This window comes from Polyangium sp. y55x31 (assembly GCF_029946505.1).
Classification (GTDB): domain Bacteria; phylum Myxococcota_A; class Polyangia; order Polyangiales; family Polyangiaceae; genus Polyangium.
On record NZ_JARZHG010000013.1, the window covers coordinates 205,192 to 227,516 of the forward strand.

14 protein-coding genes are annotated in these 22,325 nt (G+C 68.1%); 7 read left to right on the top strand and 7 right to left on the bottom strand.

What is annotated here, in order from left to right; genetic code table 11:
- Positions 1–147 precede the first annotated feature (147 nt).
- The gene (locus tag QHF84_RS23540; protein WP_281315632.1) at positions 148–435 is read left to right on the top strand and encodes a hypothetical protein; all 288 of its coding nucleotides are present in this window, start codon (positions 148–150) and stop codon (positions 433–435) included.
- 97 nt (positions 436–532) lie between these two features.
- On the opposite strand, the gene QHF84_RS23545 is transcribed toward QHF84_RS23540, so the two are convergent.
- Positions 533–2,575: a M56 family metallopeptidase gene (locus tag QHF84_RS23545; RefSeq protein ID WP_281315633.1), complete on the bottom strand. Its 2,043-nt coding sequence runs from the start codon at positions 2,573–2,575 to the stop codon at positions 533–535.
- The gene (locus QHF84_RS23550; protein ID WP_281315634.1) at positions 2,572–3,003 is read right to left on the bottom strand and encodes a BlaI/MecI/CopY family transcriptional regulator; all 432 of its coding nucleotides are present in this window, start codon (positions 3,001–3,003) and stop codon (positions 2,572–2,574) included. Before QHF84_RS23550 ends, QHF84_RS23545 begins: the two co-directional genes overlap by 4 nt.
- Positions 3,004–3,147: 144 nt before the next feature.
- On the opposite strand from QHF84_RS23550, the gene QHF84_RS23555 reads away from it, so the two are divergent.
- Both QHF84_RS23555 and QHF84_RS23560 read left to right on the top strand, forming a co-directional pair.
- Positions 3,148–3,696, top strand: coding sequence for a YaeQ family protein (locus QHF84_RS23555; RefSeq protein WP_281315635.1), 549 nt, complete (start codon positions 3,148–3,150; stop codon positions 3,694–3,696).
- Between the two features lie 184 nt (positions 3,697–3,880).
- Positions 3,881–6,727 carry a YncE family protein gene (locus QHF84_RS23560; protein ID WP_281315636.1) on the top strand — a complete coding sequence of 949 codons (2,847 nt, stop codon included), beginning with the start codon at positions 3,881–3,883 and terminating at the stop codon, positions 6,725–6,727.
- Between the two features lie 73 nt (positions 6,728–6,800).
- Here QHF84_RS23560 and QHF84_RS23565 read toward each other — a convergent pair whose 3' ends face one another.
- The 3 genes from QHF84_RS23565 to QHF84_RS23575 form a co-directional block, all read right to left on the bottom strand.
- On the bottom strand, positions 6,801–11,969 hold the full coding sequence (locus QHF84_RS23565; RefSeq protein WP_281315637.1) for an AAA family ATPase: 5,169 nt from the start codon (positions 11,967–11,969) through the stop codon (positions 6,801–6,803).
- 156 nt (positions 11,970–12,125) lie between these two features.
- Entirely contained in the window at positions 12,126–14,930 is a 2,805-nt protein-coding gene (locus QHF84_RS23570) for a hypothetical protein (protein ID WP_281315638.1), read from the bottom strand.
- A gap of 380 nt (positions 14,931–15,310) precedes the next feature.
- Complete coding sequence (locus QHF84_RS23575) at positions 15,311–17,095, bottom strand: vWA domain-containing protein (RefSeq protein ID WP_281315639.1); 1,785 nt, start codon at positions 17,093–17,095, stop codon at positions 15,311–15,313.
- A gap of 98 nt (positions 17,096–17,193) precedes the next feature.
- On the opposite strand from QHF84_RS23575, the gene QHF84_RS23580 reads away from it, so the two are divergent.
- Both QHF84_RS23580 and QHF84_RS23585 read left to right on the top strand, forming a co-directional pair.
- Positions 17,194–17,967 (top strand): MerR family transcriptional regulator, encoded by a 774-nt coding sequence (locus QHF84_RS23580; RefSeq protein WP_281315640.1) that lies wholly within the window; start codon positions 17,194–17,196, stop codon positions 17,965–17,967.
- Between the two features lie 65 nt (positions 17,968–18,032).
- Positions 18,033–19,025 (top strand): hypothetical protein, encoded by a 993-nt coding sequence (locus tag QHF84_RS23585; protein ID WP_281315641.1) that lies wholly within the window; start codon positions 18,033–18,035, stop codon positions 19,023–19,025.
- A 4-nt stretch (positions 19,026–19,029) separates the two neighbouring features.
- Here QHF84_RS23585 and QHF84_RS23590 read toward each other — a convergent pair whose 3' ends face one another.
- Positions 19,030–19,593, bottom strand: coding sequence for a pyridoxamine 5'-phosphate oxidase family protein (locus tag QHF84_RS23590; RefSeq protein WP_281315642.1), 564 nt, complete (start codon positions 19,591–19,593; stop codon positions 19,030–19,032).
- A gap of 48 nt (positions 19,594–19,641) precedes the next feature.
- On the opposite strand from QHF84_RS23590, the gene QHF84_RS23595 reads away from it, so the two are divergent.
- Together QHF84_RS23595 and QHF84_RS23600 are read left to right on the top strand one after the other, a co-directional pair.
- Complete coding sequence (locus tag QHF84_RS23595; RefSeq protein WP_281315643.1) at positions 19,642–20,430, top strand: class I SAM-dependent methyltransferase; 789 nt, start codon at positions 19,642–19,644, stop codon at positions 20,428–20,430.
- 60 nt (positions 20,431–20,490) lie between these two features.
- Positions 20,491–21,549 carry a hypothetical protein gene (locus tag QHF84_RS23600; RefSeq protein WP_281315644.1) on the top strand — a complete coding sequence of 353 codons (1,059 nt, stop codon included), beginning with the start codon at positions 20,491–20,493 and terminating at the stop codon, positions 21,547–21,549.
- Positions 21,550–21,558: 9 nt separating this feature from the next.
- On the opposite strand, the gene QHF84_RS23605 is transcribed toward QHF84_RS23600, so the two are convergent.
- Complete coding sequence (locus tag QHF84_RS23605) at positions 21,559–22,146, bottom strand: nuclear transport factor 2 family protein (protein WP_281315645.1); 588 nt, start codon at positions 22,144–22,146, stop codon at positions 21,559–21,561.
- Positions 22,147–22,325: the final 179 nt, after the last annotated feature.

A 22,325-nucleotide genomic window follows, 5' to 3' on the forward strand; every position in this document is an offset into this window, starting at 1 on the left:
GCGCGCCGGGCCCACGCGCAGCGAGCCCGACCGTTTTGCCGGGGCGCGTCCCTCCGCGCGAGCGACGGGCCCTGCCTCGGGCGCCCGGAGCGCAGGCGCGAAAAAGGATCCCGGGGCGACGCGCACGCCGTTTGCCGGAGTCCCCGTATGGCTACACATCCGAAGCACGGGAAACCCGACGATCCGCTCGCCCGACAGCCGTCCGGCGGGACCGAGGGCGATGTGCGCCGCGGCGAGCACACCCCCACGGGCCAGAGCCATTACCACGAGCTCGGGTTGAAGGAGCAAAGATCGCCGCTCGCGCCGCGCGGCGGGTCGACCTCGGACGACGCGCCGATGGTCGACAAGAGCGACGCGAGCCCGCATCAGGCCGAAGGACCGGGAGGAAAAGGGACGGGCGGCGGTGGTGGAGGGGGCGGCGGGGGCGGCGCGTAGCCGGGTTTGTCCCCACGCGCCATAAAAAGAGCCCCGGGGAGCAGGGAGGGAGACTGCTCTCCGGGGCCACGTTGTTCGTCGATTCGCCTGCGGTCTTTCAGGGGGCCGGCGGGGGCGGCGGCGCAGGCGGAGGGGGCGGCATGGGCGCGGCGTGCGGCATGGGCGGCACCGGCATGCCACGTCGTCCATGCGGCGCCGGGGGCGCGGGCGGAGCGGGCGGAGCCGGCGGAGCGGCGTTCGGTCCCGGGGGCGCGGGCGGCGCGGGCGGCTCGGGCAGCTCGGCGTACTTGGCCTTCTTGCGCGCCTTGCGGGCCTTCCTGTGCGCCTTCGCGGCCTCTTCCTCGGCCTCGCGCGCCTCTTCCTCGGCCTCGCGCGCCAGCTGCGTGGCATCGCGGGCATTCTCCATGGCCCGGCGGCGGATCTCGGGCATCTGCTCGCGCAGCTCGCGCAGCCGCTCCTGCATCTCCTCGCGCGCCTCGGCGAGCTCTTCACGCGCCTCTTCGAGCTCCTTGCGCGCGTCCTTGCGGGCCCGCTTGATCTCACGCTCGGCGCGCTTGCGCGCGTCCTCGTCGCGCACGTTCTTCCGCACCTCGGCGAGGGCCCGATCGATGTCGGCGTCGAGCTGCTCCTGCGAGGGGAGCGAGCGCTCGATCGCATCGAAGTCGATGTCGATCTCCGGCGCCGGCACATGGATGCGGATCCGGCTCGGGCCAGCAGCGACCGCGACCTCGTTCTCCTCGTCGTCGTCCGCGTCCTCGTCGTCCGCGTCGTTGTCGTTGTCGTTGTCGTTGTCGTTGTCGTCGTCCTCATCGTCCTGCGCGACGGGCACGGGACGACCGTGATGCCTGCGGGCGTGCTCCTCGCCGTGACGTTTCTCCGCCTTGGCGTGGTCCTTGTCCTTCCGCTTCGGCGTCTCGCAGACGGGCTCCTCGTCGTCGTCCGCGTCGTCGTCGTCGTCGTCCTCGTCCGCGAGGGCGGCGGGCGTGGGCCTCGCGGGCGCGGCGCTCTTCTTCGCGGCCGGCGTCGCCGGGGGCAAACCCTTCGCTTCGGCCACGCCGCAGGCGCAAGGCGCGAGGAGGGTGAGCGCGGTCAGGACGAACGCGACGATCGGCGCGGCCCAGAGCGGCTTGCGCGGCTCCGTGGTCAAACCTTCACCCCGCACGAGGCGCTCGACGCGCTGGCGCAGCTCGCTCGTCCCCGCCGCCATCGTCGGCACGGGCAGGGCCGTCATCGGGCGATGGACCCAGCGCGCCACCTTCGTCAGGCATTCCGCGAGGTCGAGCGGGCGTGACGTGCGCCGCGCGGCCCAATCGTCGGCGAGGAGCTCCGCGCACGCGGCGAGGCGGTGCGAGGCGAGCCAGTTCAAAGGCTGGAAGAAGAACACCCGGCAAAACACGCTCGTGGCCAATCGATAGAGAGGATCACGCCGCGCCACGTGGCCGAGCTCGTGCGCGAGCACGCTCTCCTGGGCGTCCGGACCGAGCTCTTTCGTCACGCGCTCGGGCAGGCAGATTTCGGGACGACGAATACCGAGAGCCATGGGAACGTTCACTTTCTCGGACGCGCTGAGCAAGGGCGCCCGCATGCAAATGGGCTCGCGTGCCGCGAGCGTGGCGAGCACGTCACCGAGCGGGCCGCCTTCGAGCCTGCGCCGGCCTTCGAGGCGCTTGCGCAGGAAAAGGAAGCTCCGCCCGAGCGATCCAAGCAAAAAGAGCGCGCCGAAGGCCCACGCGGCCACGAGGACCGGAGGCCACGAAAGGAACGACGCGCGCGAGGTCTTCGCCGCCGGCTTCGCTTTCGTTTTGGGCAGGAAGGCCGCGGGTTTCGTGGAGGTGACGACGACGTGCGTCGCGGGGCCCATGTCCGTCGTCACGACGATCTCGGTCGCCCGGGGCATTTCGCGCTCGAGCACGCGCGCGGTGGGCGCGGGCTCCGCGAGCGAAATGGTCCCGCCCACGGGGCGGAGCGACGCCGCCGTCTGCACGGTGGCCGTGACGAGGCCGCCCACGAGGGCGACGCGCCACGCGAGCTCCTGCCAATCGGGGCGATTCCGCGACAAACGGTCGAAAAGCCACGCGCCCCCGAGGAGGGCCGTGCTGTGTATCAGGTACGTGACCAACCATCCCACGAGGGTGTTCATCGCTTCCCTTCCTTCTTGGCCGCGGCGATCATTCGTTCGAGCTCGGACAGCTCGTCGGCGCGTATCTCGTGGCGCGAGATCAGGTGCGACACGAGCGCCACTGGATCCCCCCGGAAGAGGCGCTCGGTCAGGTCGGAGACCATGCCTCGCGTGACCTGATCCTCGCTCACCGTGGGCCGATAAATGAATTTCCGGCCCTCGGCGCGGTGCGCCACGACGCCCTTCTCCTCCATCTTCTTCAGCATGGTGGCGATGGTCGTGGGCGCGAGGCCGCGCTCCGAAAGCAAGGCCTGGTGCACGTCCGTGACCGTGGCCTCGCCGAGCTCCCAGAGCACTCGCATGATCGCGAGCTGCAAATCACCGAGGTGCGTGAGCCTCTGCCCCCCCTCGGCTTCGTCCTCGAATGCGTCCTTGTCCTTGTTCGACACGTGCTCCTCGCAACTACTACTCGGGTAATACTACCCAGGTAGTTGATGGAGGGCAAGGAAGATCCTCCAAACCTGGAACGTCGGGATCTTGCTCGCGGATCCGTCCGCTGCGGGCGTCCCGATTCGGCTATCCTGCGGCCGCCCATGGCCCTGACCGCGACCATCTACCACCTGCAGGTGAACCTCTCCGACGTCGATCGTGGGGTGTACGAAGAGCTCGATCTCCGCATCGCGCGCCACCCCTCGGAGAGCATGCGTTATTTGCTGACGCGTACGATTGCGTACTGCCTCAGCTACGAGGAAGGCATTACGTTCAGCAAAGAGGGGCTCTGCTCGACGGACGAGCCGCCGGTGGTCATTCGTGATCCCACGGGGCTGCTCGTCGCGTGGATCGATATCGGGTCCCCCTCGGCCGAGCGCCTGCACAAGGCCGCCAAGGCCGCGCGACGCGTCGCGCTCTTCACGCACGCGCCGCTCGCGCTTTTACAGCGCGAAGCGTCGTCGCGCGTCATTCACAAGGTCGAGGCGATCGAGGTGTGGCGGGTCGAACCGAATTTCCTCGATGCGCTCGAAGCCAAGGTCGATCGGAATACAAAGTTGGACCTCCTACGGGATGACGAGCAGCTTTACGTCACCATCGGCGACACGGCCGTCTCCGGGACGATCACGCGCTCTTCACTCGTCGAAAAATAACGAAACCGATTTTCGTCTCGCGCGTAGAATCCTGCTTGATGTGTCCCGGCCCGGGGGGTCGCCGGCCGGCACACATCGAAAAAAGGAAGGGGAGACGATGCAAAGAGCTTCGATGGGCAGGCCCGTGCGGCGTCATTTCGGTGGCGTTTTCGCAGGCGTATGCGCTTGGGTGGTGGGAAGCGCCATGACCGGAGCGGGGTGCGGTGACGATCCGGTGAATCTCCCGGGGACGACGACCGCGTCGTCGAGCTCGGGCAGCGGCGGCGCGGGCGGTGGGACCGGCGGCGGGAACACCGGCGGCGGCGGAATGGGCGGGCAAGGCGGAATGGGCGGCGGCGGAATGGGCGGGGAGGGCGGCGCCGGGGGCGGCGCACAACTTTGCACGACGCCAGCGCCTTCCGCGACGCGCGGCGCGGCCGTCGCGATTTCGGCGGACGACTCGATCGTCGTCGCCGTGAACCGCGACGCGGGCAGCGTCACAGTGCTCTCGGTCGATTACACTGCGGTGGACGGGCTGCCGGCGCTCACGAAAAAGGCCGAGATCGCCGTGGGCGGCGAGCCCTGGCAGGTCGCGATCGACGGCTGCGGCGACAAGGCCTACGTGGCGCTGCGCAAGGACCAGAAGGTCGTGGAGATCGTCGATCTCAAAGGAACGCCCGTCATGGGCAAGGAGATCGTCGTCGGCTCGGAGCCCACGGCCATCGCGATCACGCCGAACAACACGGCGCTTTACGTGGCCAACTGGGTCGACGGCACGCTCTCGCACATCGACATCGCCTCGCTCACGGTGTCGAAGACGATCGATCTGAACGGTCCGCTCGCCGGCACGGGCCTGCTCGGCCCCTCGGTCACCGCCGACAAAGCGCGGCCCGCGCTCGCGCACCCGCGCTCGCTCGCGATCACGAACGACGGCGACGCCGACGATACCGACGAGAAGATCTACGCGACCGAGTTCTTCGCCCAGCGCACCGCCCCCGAGCAGATCAACCCGCAAGGCGTGTCGAACGTCGACACGAACTGGGCCGGCATCGTCTACAGCGTGAATGCCGCGGACGGCGTGGTGTCCACGATCGCCCTGCCTTCGATCGACGACACGGGCTTCGTCGATCACAAGGGACAAACCACGGGCTGCTTCCCGAACCAGCTCCAGTCGATCACGATCCAGAAGGATCTCGCGTATGTCACGTCGATCTGCGCGTCGCCGGCCGGCCCCGTGGGGCCGTACCAGAAGAACGCCTGCACGACGAACGCGCAATGCCAGGGCGTGAACATCCTCAGCACGTGCGATACGGCCACGGGCTCTTGCACGTATAGCTGCTCGAACGACGCCGATTGCGGCGCCGACGCGCCCGCGGGGACGTGCGTGGGCGGCGGGCTCGGCGCCGGCGCGTGCCGCGCGATCCCGACGAACACGAAGACCGTCGTGCACCCGGTCGTGAACGTGATCGACACGAAGGCCGACATGGCCGTGGCCGCGGCGCCGACGAACCTGAACCGGGCGCTGCGCGACGCATACACGGCGGCGAACGTGGCCGACGACGCGAACCGTCGTTATCCGCTGATCGCGAACGACATCGCGTTCGTCGGGGCGACGGGCGAGGCCTACGTGCCGGCGAACGGCGCGGACGCGGTGTTCCGCGTGAACTTCAACGATACGACCGGCGCCGTCACGAGCGTCGGCGCCTCGGACAAGAAGTTCATCGACCTCGCGCCCCAGACGCTCGCCGAGAGCTTGAAGGGCGTAGGCCCGATCGGCATCGCCGTGGCGAACACGCACGCGTTCGCGTTCGTGGCGAACGACATCAGCCGCAACGTCTCGGCCGTCGCGATCGATCCGGCGAAGCAAGTCGTCGCGGGCGCCGATCTCGGGTCGGCGCGTGTCGTGCAAACGGCCGCTCTGCCCGCGGACGCGGCGGGGATGTCGGTGCTGCGGGGCAAGCGGATGTTCAACACGGGGCTCGGGCGCTGGTCGCTCCGAGGCCAGGCGTGGGTCTCCTGCCAGGCCTGCCACATCGACGGCCTGAGCGACAACGTGACGTGGTACTTCGCGCGCGGCCCGCGGCAATCGACGAGCCTCGACGGGAGTTACGCCTCGAAGGATCCCACCGATCAGCGCATCTTCGGCTGGACGGCGTTCCAGGACGAGGCGCACGACTTCGAGAACAGCGCGCGCGGCACGCAGGGCGGCGTGGGCGCGCTCGTGACGAAGGACAGCGCGCCGCCGGTGAACACGGACCGGGTGAACCTCGCGGACACGGCGAAATACGCGCCCGCGGGCGCCGTGGGCCTCAACGGTTCGACGGAGGCGATCAACGACACGGACAGCATCCGCAAGGACTGGGACGACTTCGAGGCGTATGCGCAGAGCATTCGTTCGCCGCGCAAGCCCTCGAACCTCGATCCTGCGAAGGTCGCCGCGGGCATGACGCTGTTCATGGAGGGCGGGAGCTGCCAGGGCTGCCACGGCGGCGCGAAGTGGACGCTCTCGAAGCGCTTCTACACGCCGTCGGCCGCGACGAACGAGGCGCTGCTCGCGAAGGCGTACGAGGGCGACGCGCTCATCGCCGCCGGGTTCCCCGCGGCCTTGCTCCCCGCGACCGCAGGCAGCCAGTTCATGCGCTCGCCGAGCCCGAAGAACGCGGGGCTCGATCAGATCCAGTGCGTGCTTCGCCCCGTGGGGACGTTCGCGATCTCGCCGGCCGCGGTGAACGTGATCGAGGTGCGCGCCGACATGATCGCGAAGGCCCAGGGCGACGAGGCCGTCGGCAAGGGCTTCAACGTGCCTTCGCTGCTCGGCATGCAGGTCGGCGCGCCGTTCTTCCACGCCGGCAACGCGCGGACGCTCGAGGAGCTGTTCGCGACGACGTTCGCCGCCCACAACAAGGCGCTCGCCGCGCCGAGTTATCTCACGGGGGCGAACGACATCGAGAACCTCGTTCAATTCGTGCTCTCGATCGACGAGGACACGACGCCGATCGATCTGCCGGCCATGGCAGGCCCCAAGGGCGGCGATTTCTGCGCCGCGCCTTGATCCTCGAATCCTTCCCGAAAACCAGGTGACCGCCCGCCCCGCGCCATCGTCGGGGCGGGCTCTGGCCCTTCGTTCATCGATGCGGCGGGCCGCCGCGACGAGGCGTGGTGTCGACGTTGCGCGATCGGCGGAGCGCGTACTCCATGCCGCTCTGGAGCGTGCCCATCGTGACGAACGATTTCAGATCGACGTCGAGCGCGATGAGCGTCTGGGCGATGCGCGGCGCGATGCCGGTGAGCACCGTCTCGGCGCCGAGCAGCCGGAGCGCGGCGGCCACGTTCACCAGCATGCCGGCGACCTGCGTGTCGACGTGTTTCATGCCCGTGACGTCGAGGATCACGACCCGGGCCCCGAGGCGCTGGGCGCCGTCGAGGGCCACGCTGAGCACCTGCTCGGCGCGCTCGGTGTCCATCGTGCCGATGAGCGGCATCACCACGATGTCCTTCGTGATCGGCAAGAGCGGCGTCGAGAGCTCCGCGAGGCGCTGGCGTTGCCCCGCGATGACCTGCTCGTGCAGCGCCGCGCGCTCCTGCTCGATCTCGCGGCGCTGGCCGAGCTCCTGTTCGAGCGCCTGGTTCGACTCGAACAAGCTGTCGTTGACCCGGCGCAGCTCCTCCGTCCGATGCGCGACCTCCATTTCGAGCCGCTCGTTCGCGCGCTTGACCTGCTCGTTCGCGGCGTGCGCGCTCTCGATGAGGCGCGCGATCTCGATGGCGATGGCCGCCTGCGAGGAGAGGAGCGCGAGCAGCTCGACACGCGCCGCATCGAAGACGCCGGCCGTCATGCGGTTTTCGAGGTAGAGCGCGCCGCTCAGCCGGCCCTGGTGGAGGAGCGGCAAGCAGAGGATCGATTTCGGCGCGAACTCCTGGATGTAGGGGTCGTCCGAGAACCGCGAGGCTTTGCGGGAGCTGTCGAGGACGACCGGTTCGAGGGTGCGCGTGACGTAGTGGACGACGCTCTTCGCGCAGTTCTGCACGGCTTCGAGCGACTGTCCGCGCCCCACGTCGAGCGAGGTGCCGGCGGGCTGAAACGTCGCTTCGACGAGGAGCTCACCGTCCCGCGCGAGGATGAGCGAGCCCTGGTCGGCGCCCGCGTTCTCCAGCACGAGCTTGGCGAGCCTGTCGACGACCTTCGGCAGGTCGATTTCGCTCGCGATCTCCTGGGCGGCCCGGACGACGAGAGCCGCGTCGCGGAGGCTGCCGATGCTGGTCTGTCCGATGAGGGTGCGGGTCGCGAGCGAGGCGCTCGAACCGGTGGTCGTCGCTGTCGAGCGCGTGCGCGAGACCTCGCGGAGCGAAGGCCAGATGTGCGTGGCCTCGTTCTCCAGCGCCTCGATCTTCGGCGCCGCGCCCCAGTGCTTGTAGGCGCGGTAGGCGTTTTTCATGTAGCCGCCGCCCGCGGTGGGCGCGCCGATGCTCAGGTAGAACTTCGCGCAGAGCTCGCCGGTGAGCGCCTCGAAATGCGGGGCCTTGTTCTCCTGGCAGAGCGTGATCGCTCGTTCGTAGAGCCGGATCGCGCCTTCGAGGTCGCCTTCCGTGCGCGCCGCCTCGGCGTTCACCATGGCCTCGAAGTGCGCGAAGCTCTTCGGCGACCACGCGCTGAGCTGCGCGATCTCCGCGCGGCATTTGCGCAGGATCTCGGCCCGTCGCTCGGCCTCCTCCGGCACATCCGCGCGAGGCAGGCCGAGGAGCACGAGCGCGCGGAGGCAGGGGTGGATCTTCGAGGCGAGGTTTCCGCCGGCAAACCCGAGGCTCTGCTCGGCGGCCTCGGACCACGTCCAGGCATCCTCGTACTGGCCATGGATCAGGAAGATGAGCGTCTTCAGGATGGCGTGGTGGATCTTCGCGTTGCCGAAATGCTCGTCGTCGAGGTGTGAGACGAACTCGTTTTCGTTGAACGTCTCGTCGTCGAGCGACGTCCGGCTCCGCGTCTTGCCCGCGAGGCACGCGACGGTCTGTCGAACGACCGTCATCGTGGCGACGTTCGACGGCATGCGTGTACGCCGGACGATGGCGAGGTTCTTTTCGGCCTCCTCGACGAGCTCCTCGATGGGATCACCGGCGAAGACGTTCCCCATCGTCTCGAGGAAGCACGCGGTGCCAATCATGTAGTATTCGCCGGTCTCCAGGCCCTTCTGCCGCGCGATGGCCCAGTTCTCGTTGGCGTTCCGCATCGGGTGCTGCATGTGGATGCAGCTCCCCCAGGGGATGTGGAGCCGCGAGAGTTGCATCGCGCTCGGGCATTTCAGGTTGATGTCCTCCGCGAGCTTGCAGAACTCCATCCCCTCGGTCACGCGGCCGAACATCGCCGCGAGCACGTAGCCGACGCAGGCATACGGGAACGGGCAGAGCTCGGTGTGGCCATGCACGAGGCCCACGTTCACGGCCCGGAAGTTGATGACGGAAAACGCAATCGGGTTGATGTGGTGGGCGCTGTCCGCGATGGAGTCGAGGATCGCGAGGACCGATCGGATCACCGGGTCGGACGCTTCCGGCTCGTCGGCGAGGTCGAGGATCCGGCGACCGCGCAGGTTCGCGGGGAGCGCTTCGACCTCCGCCATCATCACCGCGGGCGAGCCGATCTCCTCCATCGGCAAGGGATGCCCGAGCATTGCGAGCGTCTCGCTGCCGATCCGCACCGCCTCCATGAAACGCCCGTGCGAGACGTTGTTGTAGATGCGTTGCCGCTGGACCGTCGCCTGCTCGACGTTCGTCTTCGCGCGGCGCAAAAGCTCGAGAAAGAGCTCTTCGGCACCCGCGGCGTCACCGCTCAGGTACGCATTCTGGCCGCTTTCGAGGTAGAGCGAGAAGCAGAGATCGTAAAACTCGTCCCAGTCGGCCGCGTCGAGCAGGTCGATGCCGGCGCGCGTATACATGGCGCCTGCGTGGTATGCCGTCGCGGCTTTGGCCCTTTGCCCGGCGCGCAGGTTGATCTCCGCGAGGTCGCGCCGCTCGGCCCGATCGGTGATGCCCGCGGCGCCGAGGTTCAAATGGTGGACGAGGTCGAGAAGGTCCTCGTCGCGGGGACGCTCGCCCGACCGCTTGCGGAGCAGGCGCCCGATGGAGAGGTGGAGCTGCTTTCGTTGCTCCGGCTCCACGAGCATGTAGGCCGCCGAGAGCACGCGGTCGTGGACGAACTGATAGCGGACGTTGAAGAGCGACGCCGAGACCTCCCGCGCGTCATTGCCGACCCCGGATTCGAGGTACCTGTAATCGCCGTCCAGCGACACGACGAGCCCCGCGCGCAGCGCCTCCCAGAGCGTCGCGGAGACCTCGTGCACCGGCTTCTCGGCGATCGTCGCGAGCGAGCCGAAATCGAAGGAATGGCCGATGCAGGCCGCGCGCTCGAGCACGTTTTGCGTCTCCGGCGAGAGGCGGCGGAGGACGCCGACCATCAGGTCGACCACGTTGTCGGTCACGTTCGCGGCTCGGATCGCCGCGTCGTCCCATTGCCACGCGCCGCCCTCCGGATCGAAGCGGAGCAGGCCCCGCTCGTACAATGCGACCATGAACTGGTGCGCGAAAAACGGGTTGCCCTGCGTCTTCTCGTAGACGAGGTCCGCGAGCGTCCGGACCTCCTCGGGCTGGCTCGTCAGCGTGTCGGCGACGAGGCTGCCCACCATTGCGCGATCGAGCGGCGCGAGCTCAATCCTCGCCGGCTGAAAGCCCGAACTCTCGAGCTCGGCGAGCAGGTTCGAGAGCGGATGGCCGGCCGAGACCTCGTTGTCGCGATACGCGCCGATGATGAGCAGATGCCGGCTCCACGTGTCCGTGAGCAGCAGGTGCATGAGCCGCTGCGAGGCCGGATCCATCCACTGGAGATCGTCGAGGAAGATCACGAGCGGGTGCTTCTCGCTCGCGAACACGTGCAGGAAGTTCTGGAGCGTGAGCTCGAAGCGGTTTTTCGCCTGATCGGGCGGAAGATCGGAGACCTTGGGCTGCGCGCCGAGGATGACCTCGAGCTCGGGGACGAGCTCGACGAGGATCGCGCCATTGCCGCCGAGGGCCGTGAGCAGCTCGTTCTTGTATGCCGAAAGCGTCTCCGGCGGCTCCGTCAGGATCTGCTGCACGAGCTCCCGGAGCGCCTGGACGACGGGCGCGAGCGGGACATCCCGCGAGATCTGGTCGAACTTGCCGGCGGCGAAATGGCCGCCGCCGTGGCGCGCGATGATCTTGTGAATCTCGTGGACCAGCGCCGATTTCCCCACGCCGGAGTAGCCGGCGACGAGGCAAAGCTCCGGGCCGCGGGCGCGGGCGCGGCCGAAGGCTGAAAGGAGCGCCTCGATGTCGCGCTCACGGCCGTAGAGCCGCTGCGCGCGGCGGAGCTCCGGCGCCTTGTCGCGTTGCCGCAGTACAAAAGGCGTGATGGTCCCGGACGATTTCCATTGTCGCAGGCATTCGGAGAGATCCGCCCGGACGCCGGCGTCGCTCTGGTATCGCTCCTCGGGGGTCTTCGCGAGCAGCGTCATCACGAGGTCGGAGAGCGGCGCGGGCACCGTGGGCGCGACCTCGCGCGGCGGCACCGGCGGGCGCGTGAGGTGGCTCTGGACGATCTCCGAGAGCTCGCGCTGCGGGAATGGCACGGAGCCCGTCAGCATCTCGTAGAGGATCACGCCGAGCGAGTAGAGGTCCGCGCGTGAATCCACGGCCCGGTTCATTCGCCCCGTCTGCTCGGGCGCCATGTAGAGCAACGTCCCTTCGAGCGACCGTGGCCCCGTGGGCGCGTGGAGCTCGCGAGAGAGACGCGCGGAAATCCCGAAATCGATGAGGTGCGCCGTCCAGGTCGACTCCTCGATCAGGACGTTTCGCGGGGTCACGTCCTTGTGGATGATGCCCTTCCTGTGGACCGCGGCGAGCGCATTCGAGATCGACAAGGCAATCGTGATCGAGGTCTCGATATCGAGCCTTCGGCTCTCCAGGATCTCGCGCAGCGTCGGGTGGCCGAGGTCGGCCATGATCAGGACGGCGCCGCGGCCGTGCTCCTCGAGCGCGATCGCCTCGGGCGCAGATTCCACGCCGAGCTCGCGCAGGATCGTGAACTCGCGCCGCAGGCGGCCGACTTCCCGGACGGTGGGATATTCGTTTTTCGTCTGCTTGAGGACGACCCGCGCGCCGTCGGCGATTCGCCGGCCGCGGAAAACCAGGGTCTCGGCCCCTTCGTAGATGGGGGTCAGCGCGGTGAAACCCTCGAAGGATACCCCATGCAGGTCATCGACTGCGCGATGGTTCGGCTCCGCGGACATGACATCTCCTGGGCATGTCCCCCCGTGAGAGCACGAAACTATCCGGAGCCGCGGCCTGTAACAAGGCTTTGTGCCCCCATCGCGTCGTTTTTGTGCGGTGCGTCCGCGGCGCGGGTGTGCGTTGTGTCACAGCGAGCCCGCGCCGCGGTGGTGCATTCATTCGTCGCCGTCGCGGATTCCGTCTTCGTCGCGATCGATGCCGATGCGCTCGCCGGAGCCGGGCGGGACAGCGGTGAACGTGAGCTCGGTGTGGAGGAGATTCGCGACGAGCACCAGCATTGCCCGTGAGAGTGGGCCAAACGACTGCTTGCTCGATACGAACTGGTTCGCACCGACGTAGAGGAAGCCGATTTCCTCGAACCCGAATCGCATCTTCACCACGACGTCGCACTCGCCCTCGTCCGCCCGCGCGAGGAGGAGGTCGACGCGCGGGCTCGCCGCGGCGCCGTTCTGGCTCGTCCACGTGACCTGCTGGCCGACGATCGGCGCGAGGTTCGAATCGAACGCGAGGAGGAATTGCTCGACCTGGCGGCGCTTGATGTCGCCGTCGCCGCCGGGTCGGTCGTCGAATCCATTCGGGCTGAAGCCGCTCAGGAGGTCGAACCCGGGCGAGTGCATGAAGCGGAAGATCGTGTCCTCGGCGCCGTCGTTGAGGAAGCCGAAGCCGCGGACCTGATCCCCCGTGAGCTCGTTGTGGCCGGGCAGGATCGACGGAACCGCCGGCATGCCGAACATGCCGACCTTCTGATAGAGGTTGCGCAGGTGCGGGATTTTCATCGGCTGCGGGACCTCGTTGAGGACGTAGCGGCCGTCGGTGCCGAAGAAACCCGGGAATGGCTCGCCGTACTGGGAATTCGCGTCGGGGTCGAGCCGGTGGCAGTCCTCGCAGGCGATGATGGCGGCGTCGGGCGTGAAGAAATGGTCGCGCCCGGCTTGCTGGTCCGGCGTGAGCGAGTTGTCGAGGCGCCGGACCGGGTTCGGCGGATACATGATCTGGAGGGCGAAATCCGTGAATGCCTCCATGTCGTCGGCCGGGATGGGCTGGGTGCGCCCGAGGAGGCCGACGAAGCCGCCCTGGAACGTCGCGAAGGCCCCGCGCTCGTCGAACGTGCCGTCGTTCGGCTGGGCGCTCGGCTCGGCGTTGCCCATGGTGCGGTCGCCGCGCCAGTGCATTGGGCCGTGGTTCGCCATTCCGCGCAGGCTCTGCGTGGTCATGGGGCCCTTGAGGGAGTCGAGGTTGTCGAACGTCTCGAAGAACTCCGGCAGAGCGAGGGTGACCGGCCCGGGCATGGGCGTCGTGGTCTCGTCGGGATTGCCGAGGTCCCAGGCGAGGCTGTCGAAATCGCCGAACACGTGGCAGCTCGCGCAGGACGACTCGCCGTTGCTGGAGCCGAACCGGGCGTCGTAGAGGTATTGCCGGCCCTCGGTGACGCTCGGGGGCTCGGGGTTGTACATCGGGACCCGCGCGAGGACGGATTTCGTGGTGGGGTTGACGACCGCGATCTTGTTGTCGAAGCGGGTGAGCACGTAGAGGCGATTGCGCGGTTCGTCGAGCACGAGGCCCGTCGGCCCCACGGGCTCGCCGCCGTCGTCGAGGACGATGTGGCTCGACGCGCTCGGGACGAAGGTATTGTTTTCGAGCTGCGCCGTGTCGAAGATGCCGATCTTGCTCGACCCGAGCGCCGCGACGTAGAGCTTCTGGCCGTTCTGCGTGATGGCCATCCCGACCGGGGTCGCGAGGCTTTTTGCGTTCGTGGTGTTCGGGAGCGGCGCGACGGGCGCGTTGTAATCGATGTGCTTGTTGAGGTGCCGCGGCGTCACGGTGCCATTGCCGAGGACCGTGATCCGGGACTCGTGGAGGTGGCCACGCACGGTCGAGCCGGCGAACGTCCCCGGCCCCTCGAACCGCTGGAGGTTGTTCGCCTCGGTATTCGAGACGTAGACCTTTCCGTTCGCCGGGTTGACGATCATGTTGAAAAGGATCGTCCCGACGCCGGAATAAACGCCTGACGAGCCCGGGCGCTGGGCCGGCGGGTTCGCGTTGGCGTCGATGACGAAGACGTCCTTGTCGGGGAGAGAGAAGTTGACCGCCGCATCCCAGGTGTCGCCCTCGTAGTCGACCCAGTGCGCGCCGTCGTATTTGACGATGAGCGCGGTGGGCGGCTGCTCCACGCCGAGGGAGTCGGTCCTCGGGGCCGGCAGGCCTCCGAGCTGGGCCACGAGATCCCGGTGAATGGATGTCGTTCGATTGCCGGTGTGGAACCCCGCGGCGTACACGCGGGAGCCGTCCGGGCTCACCGCGAGCGCGCGCGGCGTGTCGGTGAACAAAGTGATGATGTTGAGAGGAGCGCCACCGAGCGTGTTCGGGCCGAGGTTCGTCGCGTCGAAGACCCAGACGTCGGCCCGGCCGATGCCGGGGGTCGTGAGCTTTGGATCAAAAGGAATGTTCTGACCGCGGTGGGCCGTCGTGATGAAGGCGCGCTTCTTTCCGGGCCCGCCGAACACGATGTCGCGCGGCTCATCGCCGACGAGCAGCGTGCGCACGACGCGCGGCGTAATGCCGGGCGTGACGTCGACCACGCTCACGCTATCGGAGAGATGATTGACGACCCACACCTCGTCATTGTTCCGCGCCGCGACCGCGACGGGCTCGAGGCCCACGGTGACGGAGCCGAGGTGAACGAGGCCGAGGCTCGTGACGTGGAAAACCTCCAAACGGTTGTCGGGCGTGTTGACCGCATAGAGCCTGTCTCCGTCCGGAGAAAGAGCGAGCGGTCGTACCTGACCACTTTCGAAGAGCGCAAAGGAGGAGGAGGCTTCGGCCGCCGCCGGCGCCGCGAGCGTCGCGAGGGCGGCCGCAAAACCGAGGGGTGTCCCGAGGCGGCGACGCAAAATCGGGGGCCGCGCCTCATTCTCCTGGAGGGGTGAAAGCCGTTCGCCCGGAGGGAGCTTCGTGGACATGGGGCCTCTTTCTCGATGGGGCGATCAAACCGAGAGCGCCGCATCGGCACAAAAGGAGGTCATTACGTTCGCCATGGGCGACCGTGAGATCCAGGCACGAGTAAATGCCGCGCCCAAGTGTATCCTACAGAAATGGGTTCGCCTTTCAAGAGCAATTTGAGTCAATTGCATGATGACGAATTTTCGACGGATGTATGCGTATCCGCGAAGCGCACCAACGTGCGTCGCCCGCATTGGCGGATTCTGCTTTGACTGAAACTCAGTCAGGGGTGTCGCGCGTGCGTTCGTGCTCGATCGCCGCGGGCGCGGGCGCCGGTGGGATGCTCAGGCGATGTCGATACTAATAAGGAGGGAGGGGAGGGCGATCTGGGGGCACTGCGTCATTTGACGCAGTCGCAGCAAAGGCCGTCGGCCACGCCGGAGAGCGCCTTGTCGAGGCCCGCGGCGTCGCTCGCCTGCAGGTAGAGGACCTCGCCATTGGGATCCTTGGCAACGAACCCGCCGGGCGCCTCCTGGCAACCCGCCGGGAATCCCTTGGCCGTCTGCCCCGCGCAGGCCATGTCGTTGAGGAACGCGGCGCCGACGCCGCCCGGTTGAATGGCGCCCTCCGCCGAGAAGCCGACCACGAACGTGCGGATTCCCGAAGCGGCGAGCTGCTGCACGATGGGCAGCGGGCTCGGATCGGGGCAGGACTGGTCCCAATCCGCGCCGTCGGTCACGAGGACGACGTACTGGTCGCGGCCGGGCGTGACGCTCTTCAGGAGGTGGTCCGTGGCCGTGAAGAGGGCCTGACCCGTGGGCGTGCTGATGCAGATGCGGGTGGTGGCCGGATCGAGGTATTGCTGGATCGCGGCGCCGCTGCCGAGCGCCGGAGGCACGACGATCTCGCCGCTCTCGCAGAAGGGATTCGTCGCCTGCTTCGAGTTCGTGACCCGCTCGGCGAGCGTGATGCACGTGTCGCCGCCCGGATCGCGGGGCCAGAGCTCGAGGCCGTAACGCGCGTGCGTGTCGTGGGGCGGGGCCACCATCTTTTCGATCGCGGTGACGGCCTGGTACCACTTGCTGCTCGGGTAATCGGGCCCGTCGGTGGGCGTATCGCCGTTCGGGGTCTTGTGCATGGTGAGCGTGCGATCGAGAGCGATGAGGATTTCGGGGGGATCACACGTATCGCCGCAATTGCAGCAGAGCTTGCCGCCGATCGACTTGAGCGCGAGCGCGAGCTCGGTCGCGTTGCCGGCCTTGAGGTAGAGCGACGTGCCCGTGGGATCTTTGGCCGTGAAATTGCCATTGCCGTCGTCGGTGCAGGGGGCCGGGAACCCCTTCGCGGTGCCGCCGGCGCAGGCCATGTTGTTGAGGAACTCGGCGCCGACGCCGCCGGGCTGGATGTCGCCCGTCGCGGAGAAGCCGACGATGTACGTCTTGATGCCCTTCTTCATGAGGGCCTGCGCGATGGGCAGGGGATTCGGTTCGGGGCAGGACTGGTCCCAGTCCGCGCCGTCGGTCACGAGCACGACGTATTGCTCGCGCCCGGCGGCGGCGATCTGCTGGAGGTGCTGCTCGGCGGTGAGCAGCGCATTGCCGGTGGGCGTGGTCGTGCAGAGCGTGGTGGTTCCCGGATCGAGGAGCGCTTGAATGGCCGTGCCTTGATCGAGGCCCGGCGAGATCAGGACCTCGCCCTCCTGGCAGGCGGGGTTCGTCGCCTGCTTCGTATTGAGCACACGCTCGGCGAGGGTGATGCACGCGCCGCCGCCCGGGTCTTTGGGCCAGAGCTCGACGCCGAAGCGAATGCCTTTGTCGAGCGGAGGCGCGACGAGCTGCTCGATGGCCGTGATGGCCTGGAACCATTTCGAGCTCTTGTAATCGGGCCCGTCGGCTGGTGTCCCGCCCTCCGGCGTCTTGTGCATCGTGAGCGTCCTGTCGAGCACGACGAGGACGTCGGGCGGATCGCAGACAGTGGGTTCGCCGCCGCCGGAGCCGCCTGCGGAGACGAATCCGCCGGTCCCGGGGTCGGCGCCGGTGCCGCCCGAGCCGCCCGAGCCGCCCGAGGCGGTGGCGTTCGAAGAGGCGCTGCCGGAAGAGGTGCCGCCATTGCCGCCGCACGAAGCGGCGAGGGAGACGGCGAGAAGGGGGAGAGCGAGAGAGCCAAGGAGGATGCGGGAGATCATGGCGAAGGGTACCTCGCCCCGTGGTGATTCGACTACCCCTCCTTTTTTCTCGAACGCCGCTTGACCCTCACGTCGCGTGAGGGCCTAGAGTCCCGTTCGTGGCTGCGGGAGAGCGTAAGGACAAGGGCACGAAGAAGCGCACGTGGAAGGTGGGGGAGCTGGCGAAGGCCACGGGAACGTCCGTCCGGACGCTCCACTGGTATGACGAGATCGGTCTCCTCTCGCCGTCCGACCATTCGCGCGCGGGATATCGGCTTTACGGGGAGGGAGACGTGGCCAGGTTGCAGCAGATTTTATCGCTGCGGCAGCTCGGCATGTCGCTCGAAGAGATCCGGGATCTCCTCGCGCGGCCCGACGTCTCGCCGCTCTCCATCGTCCGCATGCACATCACGCGTTTGCAAGACCAAATGGAGCTCAGTCGAAAGCTCCTCGGCCGCCTGGAGGCGCTCGCTTCCTGGCTCGCCGCGAACGAACGCGTCTCTGCAGACGAACTTCTGAAGACGATCGAGGAGATGAACATGCTGGAGAAATACTACACGAAGGAGCAGCTCGCGGAGCTCGAGGCGCGGCGGCAGGCGTTCGGCGAGGAGGCGATCCAGGCCGTGCAAGCGGAATGGCCGGTGCTCATCGCGAACGTCCGCGCGGAAATGGAGAAGGGCACGCCACCCGAGGATCCGGCCGTGCAGGCGCTCGCCGGGCGCTGGATGGAGCTCGTCGAGATGTTCACCGGGGGAAACCCGGGCATTCGCCAGTCGCTCGAAAACCTCTACAAGAACGAGCCCGGCTTCGCGGCGAAGCAGGGCCACGACCCGGCGCTCTACGATTACGTGAGCCGGGCGCAGGCCGCGCGTAAGGGAGGTTCGAGCACGTAATACGAAAACGAGTTGTCCCGGCCGCGCGATCTGCCGTACCCTGGCGCGCCCTCCGGGGCGCGTGCATGGACGAGGTAGGTTTTTACGAGCTCTTCGTGGGGGCCTGGCTTTTGGCCGGGCTCGTCGCGGCCGGGGCCTACGTGGGCGAGCGGTTCGTCTCGTACGAAGCGGCCGTCAGGCTGTCTTCGTATGCGCGGAAGGCACGGGGCCGCGGGTGGTTCACGACATCGAGGCTGCTTCTCGCGGCCTCGCGGCGGAGCCTGCCCGCGGCCTACGTGCAGGCCGAGACCGCAATGGCCCTCTACTATCAGGGCCGAATGGAGGAGGCCGCCCGCGCGATCGACGACGTCCCCGTCTTCGAGGAGCCGAGCGGCGAGTTTTCCCTCTATGTCGTGAACCTGCTCGTCTGCGTGGATGTGGCGTCCGGGCATTACGCGCGGGCGCTCGCGCGTCGCGCGGCCTGGTCACTCGCGCAAAACGACGCGATTTTATGCATCAACGAGGCCGAGGCGCTGGCGAACCTCGGCCGCTGGGAGGAGTCGCTCGCGCATGTGCGGCGGGCCCTCGCGTCGGGCGATGCGCTCGACCGCACGGGAGCCGCATTGCACGGGACGTGGGTGCTCGCCTTGCAAGAGCGCGCCGCGGAGGCCCGTGCCCAGTTTGCCCTCGCGCGCGAGGCCGATCTCCCTGACGATTTCCGGAGCGAATACCATTTCGCCGAAGCCTTCCTGTGCCTCGCCGAGGGGGACAGAGCGTCTGCGCGGCGCGCGGTCCTCCGCGGCGACGCGCTCGCGAAACGCGCGTCGTCGCGGCGCAATGCGCTCTTTTTGCTCGGACGCATCGCCGCGCGCGAGGGGCGCTTCGAGGAGGCGCTCGCGCGGTTCGAGGAGGGCGCGCGGCACGTGTTCCGTGGACAGGGAGGTGATGGGCTGCTCGCCTGGGGAGATACGCTCGCGACGCTCGGGCGCGCCGAGCAGGCGGCCGCGGCATGGCGGCTCGTGATCGAAAGAGATCCCGAGTCGTACGCGGCGGCGCTCGCGCGGGAGCGCCTCGGTTGAACGATCAACCGGGTTTTCCGAAGTCGAGCCCCGGCAGCCCGTCGAGGCTCGTCGTGTTGCGGTTGACCATGTATTCGCGCATCGCCTCCGGACCTTTGCGTTCGGCCCAATCCGCGAGCTGGGTGCGTTCCTCGACGAACTCGTACAAGGGCACGCCATACCCGCACGACGTCGCGATACGCGTGGCCTCGATGCGCAGGATCGCCCGTTCGCTCGCGCGCGAGGGCGGCCCGAAGTGCTCGCGCAGGGCGGCGAATTGCGGATGACCGGGCTCGAAGGCCTCGGCGCGCCCGTGAATGCGGAGGATCCGCGGCGGTCCTTCGAATGCGCAGAAGAGCAGCACGATGCGCCCATTTTCGCGGGCGTGCGCGATCGTCTCGACGCCGCTCCCCACGAAATCCAGGTATCCCACCGTCCGGGGGCCGAGCACGCGCAGCGTATCGTGCCCCTTGGGCGAGAGGTTCACGAATCCGTCCCCGGCGAGCGGCGCCGTGGCGACGAAAAACATGTGTTGTCGCCCGATGAACTCGATGAGCTCCTCATCGAGGCTGTCGTAGAGCTTTCCCACGGCCGACGAGGGTAGCAGACTCCACGCGCTCCATGGTACGTAACGGCCATGGATCCCTCCGAGGACTGGCTCCGGCACTGGCACGACCTTCGCCCCGGGGCCACGTCGCGCGCGTTCCTTCGCGGAAAACCCTCGACCTACGAATGGCTCGCCGGCCACGCGCGGCCGGGCGATCGCGTGCTCGATCTCGCGTGCGGCGACGGGGCGCTGCTCTCGCTGCTTCGAGCCCGCGGTATCCAGGGCGCCGTGGGGATCGATATGAGCGAGGGTGAGCTCGCGGCGGCGCGTGCGCGGCTCGGGCCGGAAGCGACCCTCGTCAAGGGAAGGGCGCAGGCGCTTCCATTCGAGGATTCTTCCTTCGACCTCGTCACGTGCCACCTCGCGCTCATGTTGATGCGACCCGTGGAGGAGGCCCTGGCCGAGGTGCGGCGCGTCTTGCGGCCCGGCGGCGCCTTCGTGGCCGTGGTGGGCGGCCGTATCGCGGCGCCGACCGAGGATGCGTGGACGATGCTGGTGCGTCGCCTCCGCGAGGAGCCCTTCGAGGGGCCGTCGATCGGTGACCTTCGGGCCTACAGCGAGGAGGGGCTCCGGGAGCTGCTCCAGCCCTTCGTGAACGTGCGGATCGAGCCCATCCTCGTCGATTTGTCGGGCACGTGCGACGAGGTCCTCGCCCTGTTCCGGGAGACGTACGACGTCACTCGAATGGTGCCCGCCCGCGTGTCGGCCTTCGAAGAGGCCTTGCGCATGGATTGGCAGGCCCTCCTGCGCCCGGACGGAACGCTGCCCTGCTCGATGGGAACGAGGTGCGTCTCGGCGACCACGGAGACCGCCCGATAACGAGATCCTTGCGCCCGCATGAATACGCGGGCACGCTCTCGCAACGCACGGTCATCCCCCTTGAGCCCTCCTGCACGCAGCCGGATTCCGCTCTCGCTGCTCGCCGCGCTCATCCTGCACGCGGCGGGGCTCCTTTTCGCGCGCGCCCTGCCGCCCCGCCCCCTCGAGCTCTCCACGATCGGGCATGCCTTCGAGCGATCCCCCGAGCTCTGGATCGACCTCCGCCCGATCGAGGCCGCCTCCTCGTTGCCCCCGCGCGGCGCCCTGGAGACGCCCTCGCCGGCCCCCGAGACCACGCCCCGCGTGGCGGTCCTGCCCCGACACACGACGCCCGAGGGGGAGGTGCCCGAGCCCGTGCCGCTTGCGCCGGATGCCCCGCCTCCCTCGCGCCCCGCGCCGTCCGCGACGGGCGCTTCCGAATACGACGGACCTCCGGGCGAACCCTCGCACGCCGGTCGGCTCGCCGGTACGCCCATCTGGGCGATCCCGGGCGCCATGCCCCGTGAGGCCGCGCCGACACCTGCGCCCATTCGCCCCACGGCCCAGGCCGTCCTCGCCGGCAGCGCCGAACAAGCGAGATTCCCCGCGGCCGGCACCCTGGCGTCAGCGATCGCCGAAGGGGTCCGGTCGTCGAGCACGCCCCCCGAATCCGACAGCACCTTCCTCCTCACGCTCGACGCGCGCGGACAGATTGCCTCCGTCGAGGTCGTCGCGGCCAAGGGTGGCGATCGAAAAGAATGGGAGCGGATTGCTCGCGCGGTGAAAGAACAACTCGCCGGACGGGTGTTCCCGATGCCGACTGCATTCGCGGGCGGCGGGCGCGTCTTCGTCAGCGCGACGAGCCGCCTCACCATGCCCGACGGCACGGCGCACGGCATTCCAAATCCCAAGCCGGCTCTGATCGGCGGCAACACGAGCATCATCACGCTCCCCGGCGTGCGTGACGATCGATGGGCGAGCCCCATGACGAGCACGGACCTGCCGCCGGACGCCGTCATGATTGGCATCAAGTTCGATTTCGATATCGCGAATGTCGGAGCGAAGCGGCGGCGCGTCGTGCACACGCGGGTCCACGCCGAGCCGATCGGCGCGGCATTGCCGCCCCCCGCCGCGCCTTGACGGCGCTTTTCAGGGGGTGGGCGTGCCGAGGTTCAGGAATGTAATGAGCTTCAGCGTGCGCTTCTTGATCTTCCAGGCGCCGCCGACGCGGATGACCTCGTCCTCGTAGGTGCCATTGGCCACGTCGATCGTGCCGTCCGGCAGCACGTGCGTCGCGTGCAGGTACGAGGTCATCGTGGCCTCGTCCTCATCGGTGACGTCGACGTCGATGCTGCCGATCAGGTGCTGCGTCGCCGTGTAGCCGCTCGAGGTGAACACATCCTCGACGAAGTCGGCCCAGGCGTTCGTGCCGACCGCGGTCGAGCTCGGCGGGCCATCGAAGGGGGTCCCCGGGAAATAGACCGCCAGCTCCGCGTCATTCGTGAAGCACGGGGCGTAGATGTCCTTGCCGGCCTGCAGATTGCCGCGCCCGATCGCGTCGGTCCCTTTCGCGTAGCAGACCGGCAGTTTGGCGATTTCCAGTTCGGCCGCGAGCCTCCACCCGTTCGGGGTGGGGGATACGAATCCTGCGAACAGCGCCACGGTCGCCGCCGCCCCAACCACGGTGAGAGCTACCTTCGCGCGCCGCGATACGGACGCGAACGAGGTCTTGGTCATGTGGGCCTCCTTTGGGGACGTCTGCCCCAATTTTCTCAGATAGCCCTTTTTCCGTGCGCAACACAAGAGTCATATTGCGAGAGCAAGAGTTTGCTTCGCTTGCCCGTCAAATGGTTGGCGCGCTTTCGTGCGCCGGATACCGTAAATCCAAGGCGCTTTTGGTACGCCTCGATTGACAA

Excerpts from the sequence above, each read along its gene's own strand:
- QHF84_RS23555 (WP_281315635.1), top strand. The coding sequence starts at position 3,148 with ATGGCCCTGACCGCGACCATCTACCACCTGCAGGTGAACCTCTCCGAC.
- QHF84_RS23585 (WP_281315641.1), top strand. The coding sequence starts at position 18,033 with ATGGACGAGGTAGGTTTTTACGAGCTCTTCGTGGGGGCCTGGCTTTTG.
- QHF84_RS23565 (WP_281315637.1), bottom strand. The coding sequence starts at position 11,969 with ATGTCCGCGGAGCCGAACCATCGCGCAGTCGATGACCTGCATGGGGTA.
- QHF84_RS23545 (WP_281315633.1), bottom strand. The coding sequence starts at position 2,575 with ATGAACACCCTCGTGGGATGGTTGGTCACGTACCTGATACACAGCACG.
- QHF84_RS23575 (WP_281315639.1), bottom strand. The coding sequence starts at position 17,095 with ATGATCTCCCGCATCCTCCTTGGCTCTCTCGCTCTCCCCCTTCTCGCC.
- QHF84_RS23540 (WP_281315632.1), top strand. The coding sequence starts at position 148 with ATGGCTACACATCCGAAGCACGGGAAACCCGACGATCCGCTCGCCCGA.
- QHF84_RS23595 (WP_281315643.1), top strand. The coding sequence starts at position 19,642 with ATGGATCCCTCCGAGGACTGGCTCCGGCACTGGCACGACCTTCGCCCC.
- QHF84_RS23560 (WP_281315636.1), top strand. The coding sequence starts at position 3,881 with ATGACCGGAGCGGGGTGCGGTGACGATCCGGTGAATCTCCCGGGGACG.
- QHF84_RS23570 (WP_281315638.1), bottom strand. The coding sequence starts at position 14,930 with ATGTCCACGAAGCTCCCTCCGGGCGAACGGCTTTCACCCCTCCAGGAG.
- QHF84_RS23605 (WP_281315645.1), bottom strand. The coding sequence starts at position 22,146 with ATGACCAAGACCTCGTTCGCGTCCGTATCGCGGCGCGCGAAGGTAGCT.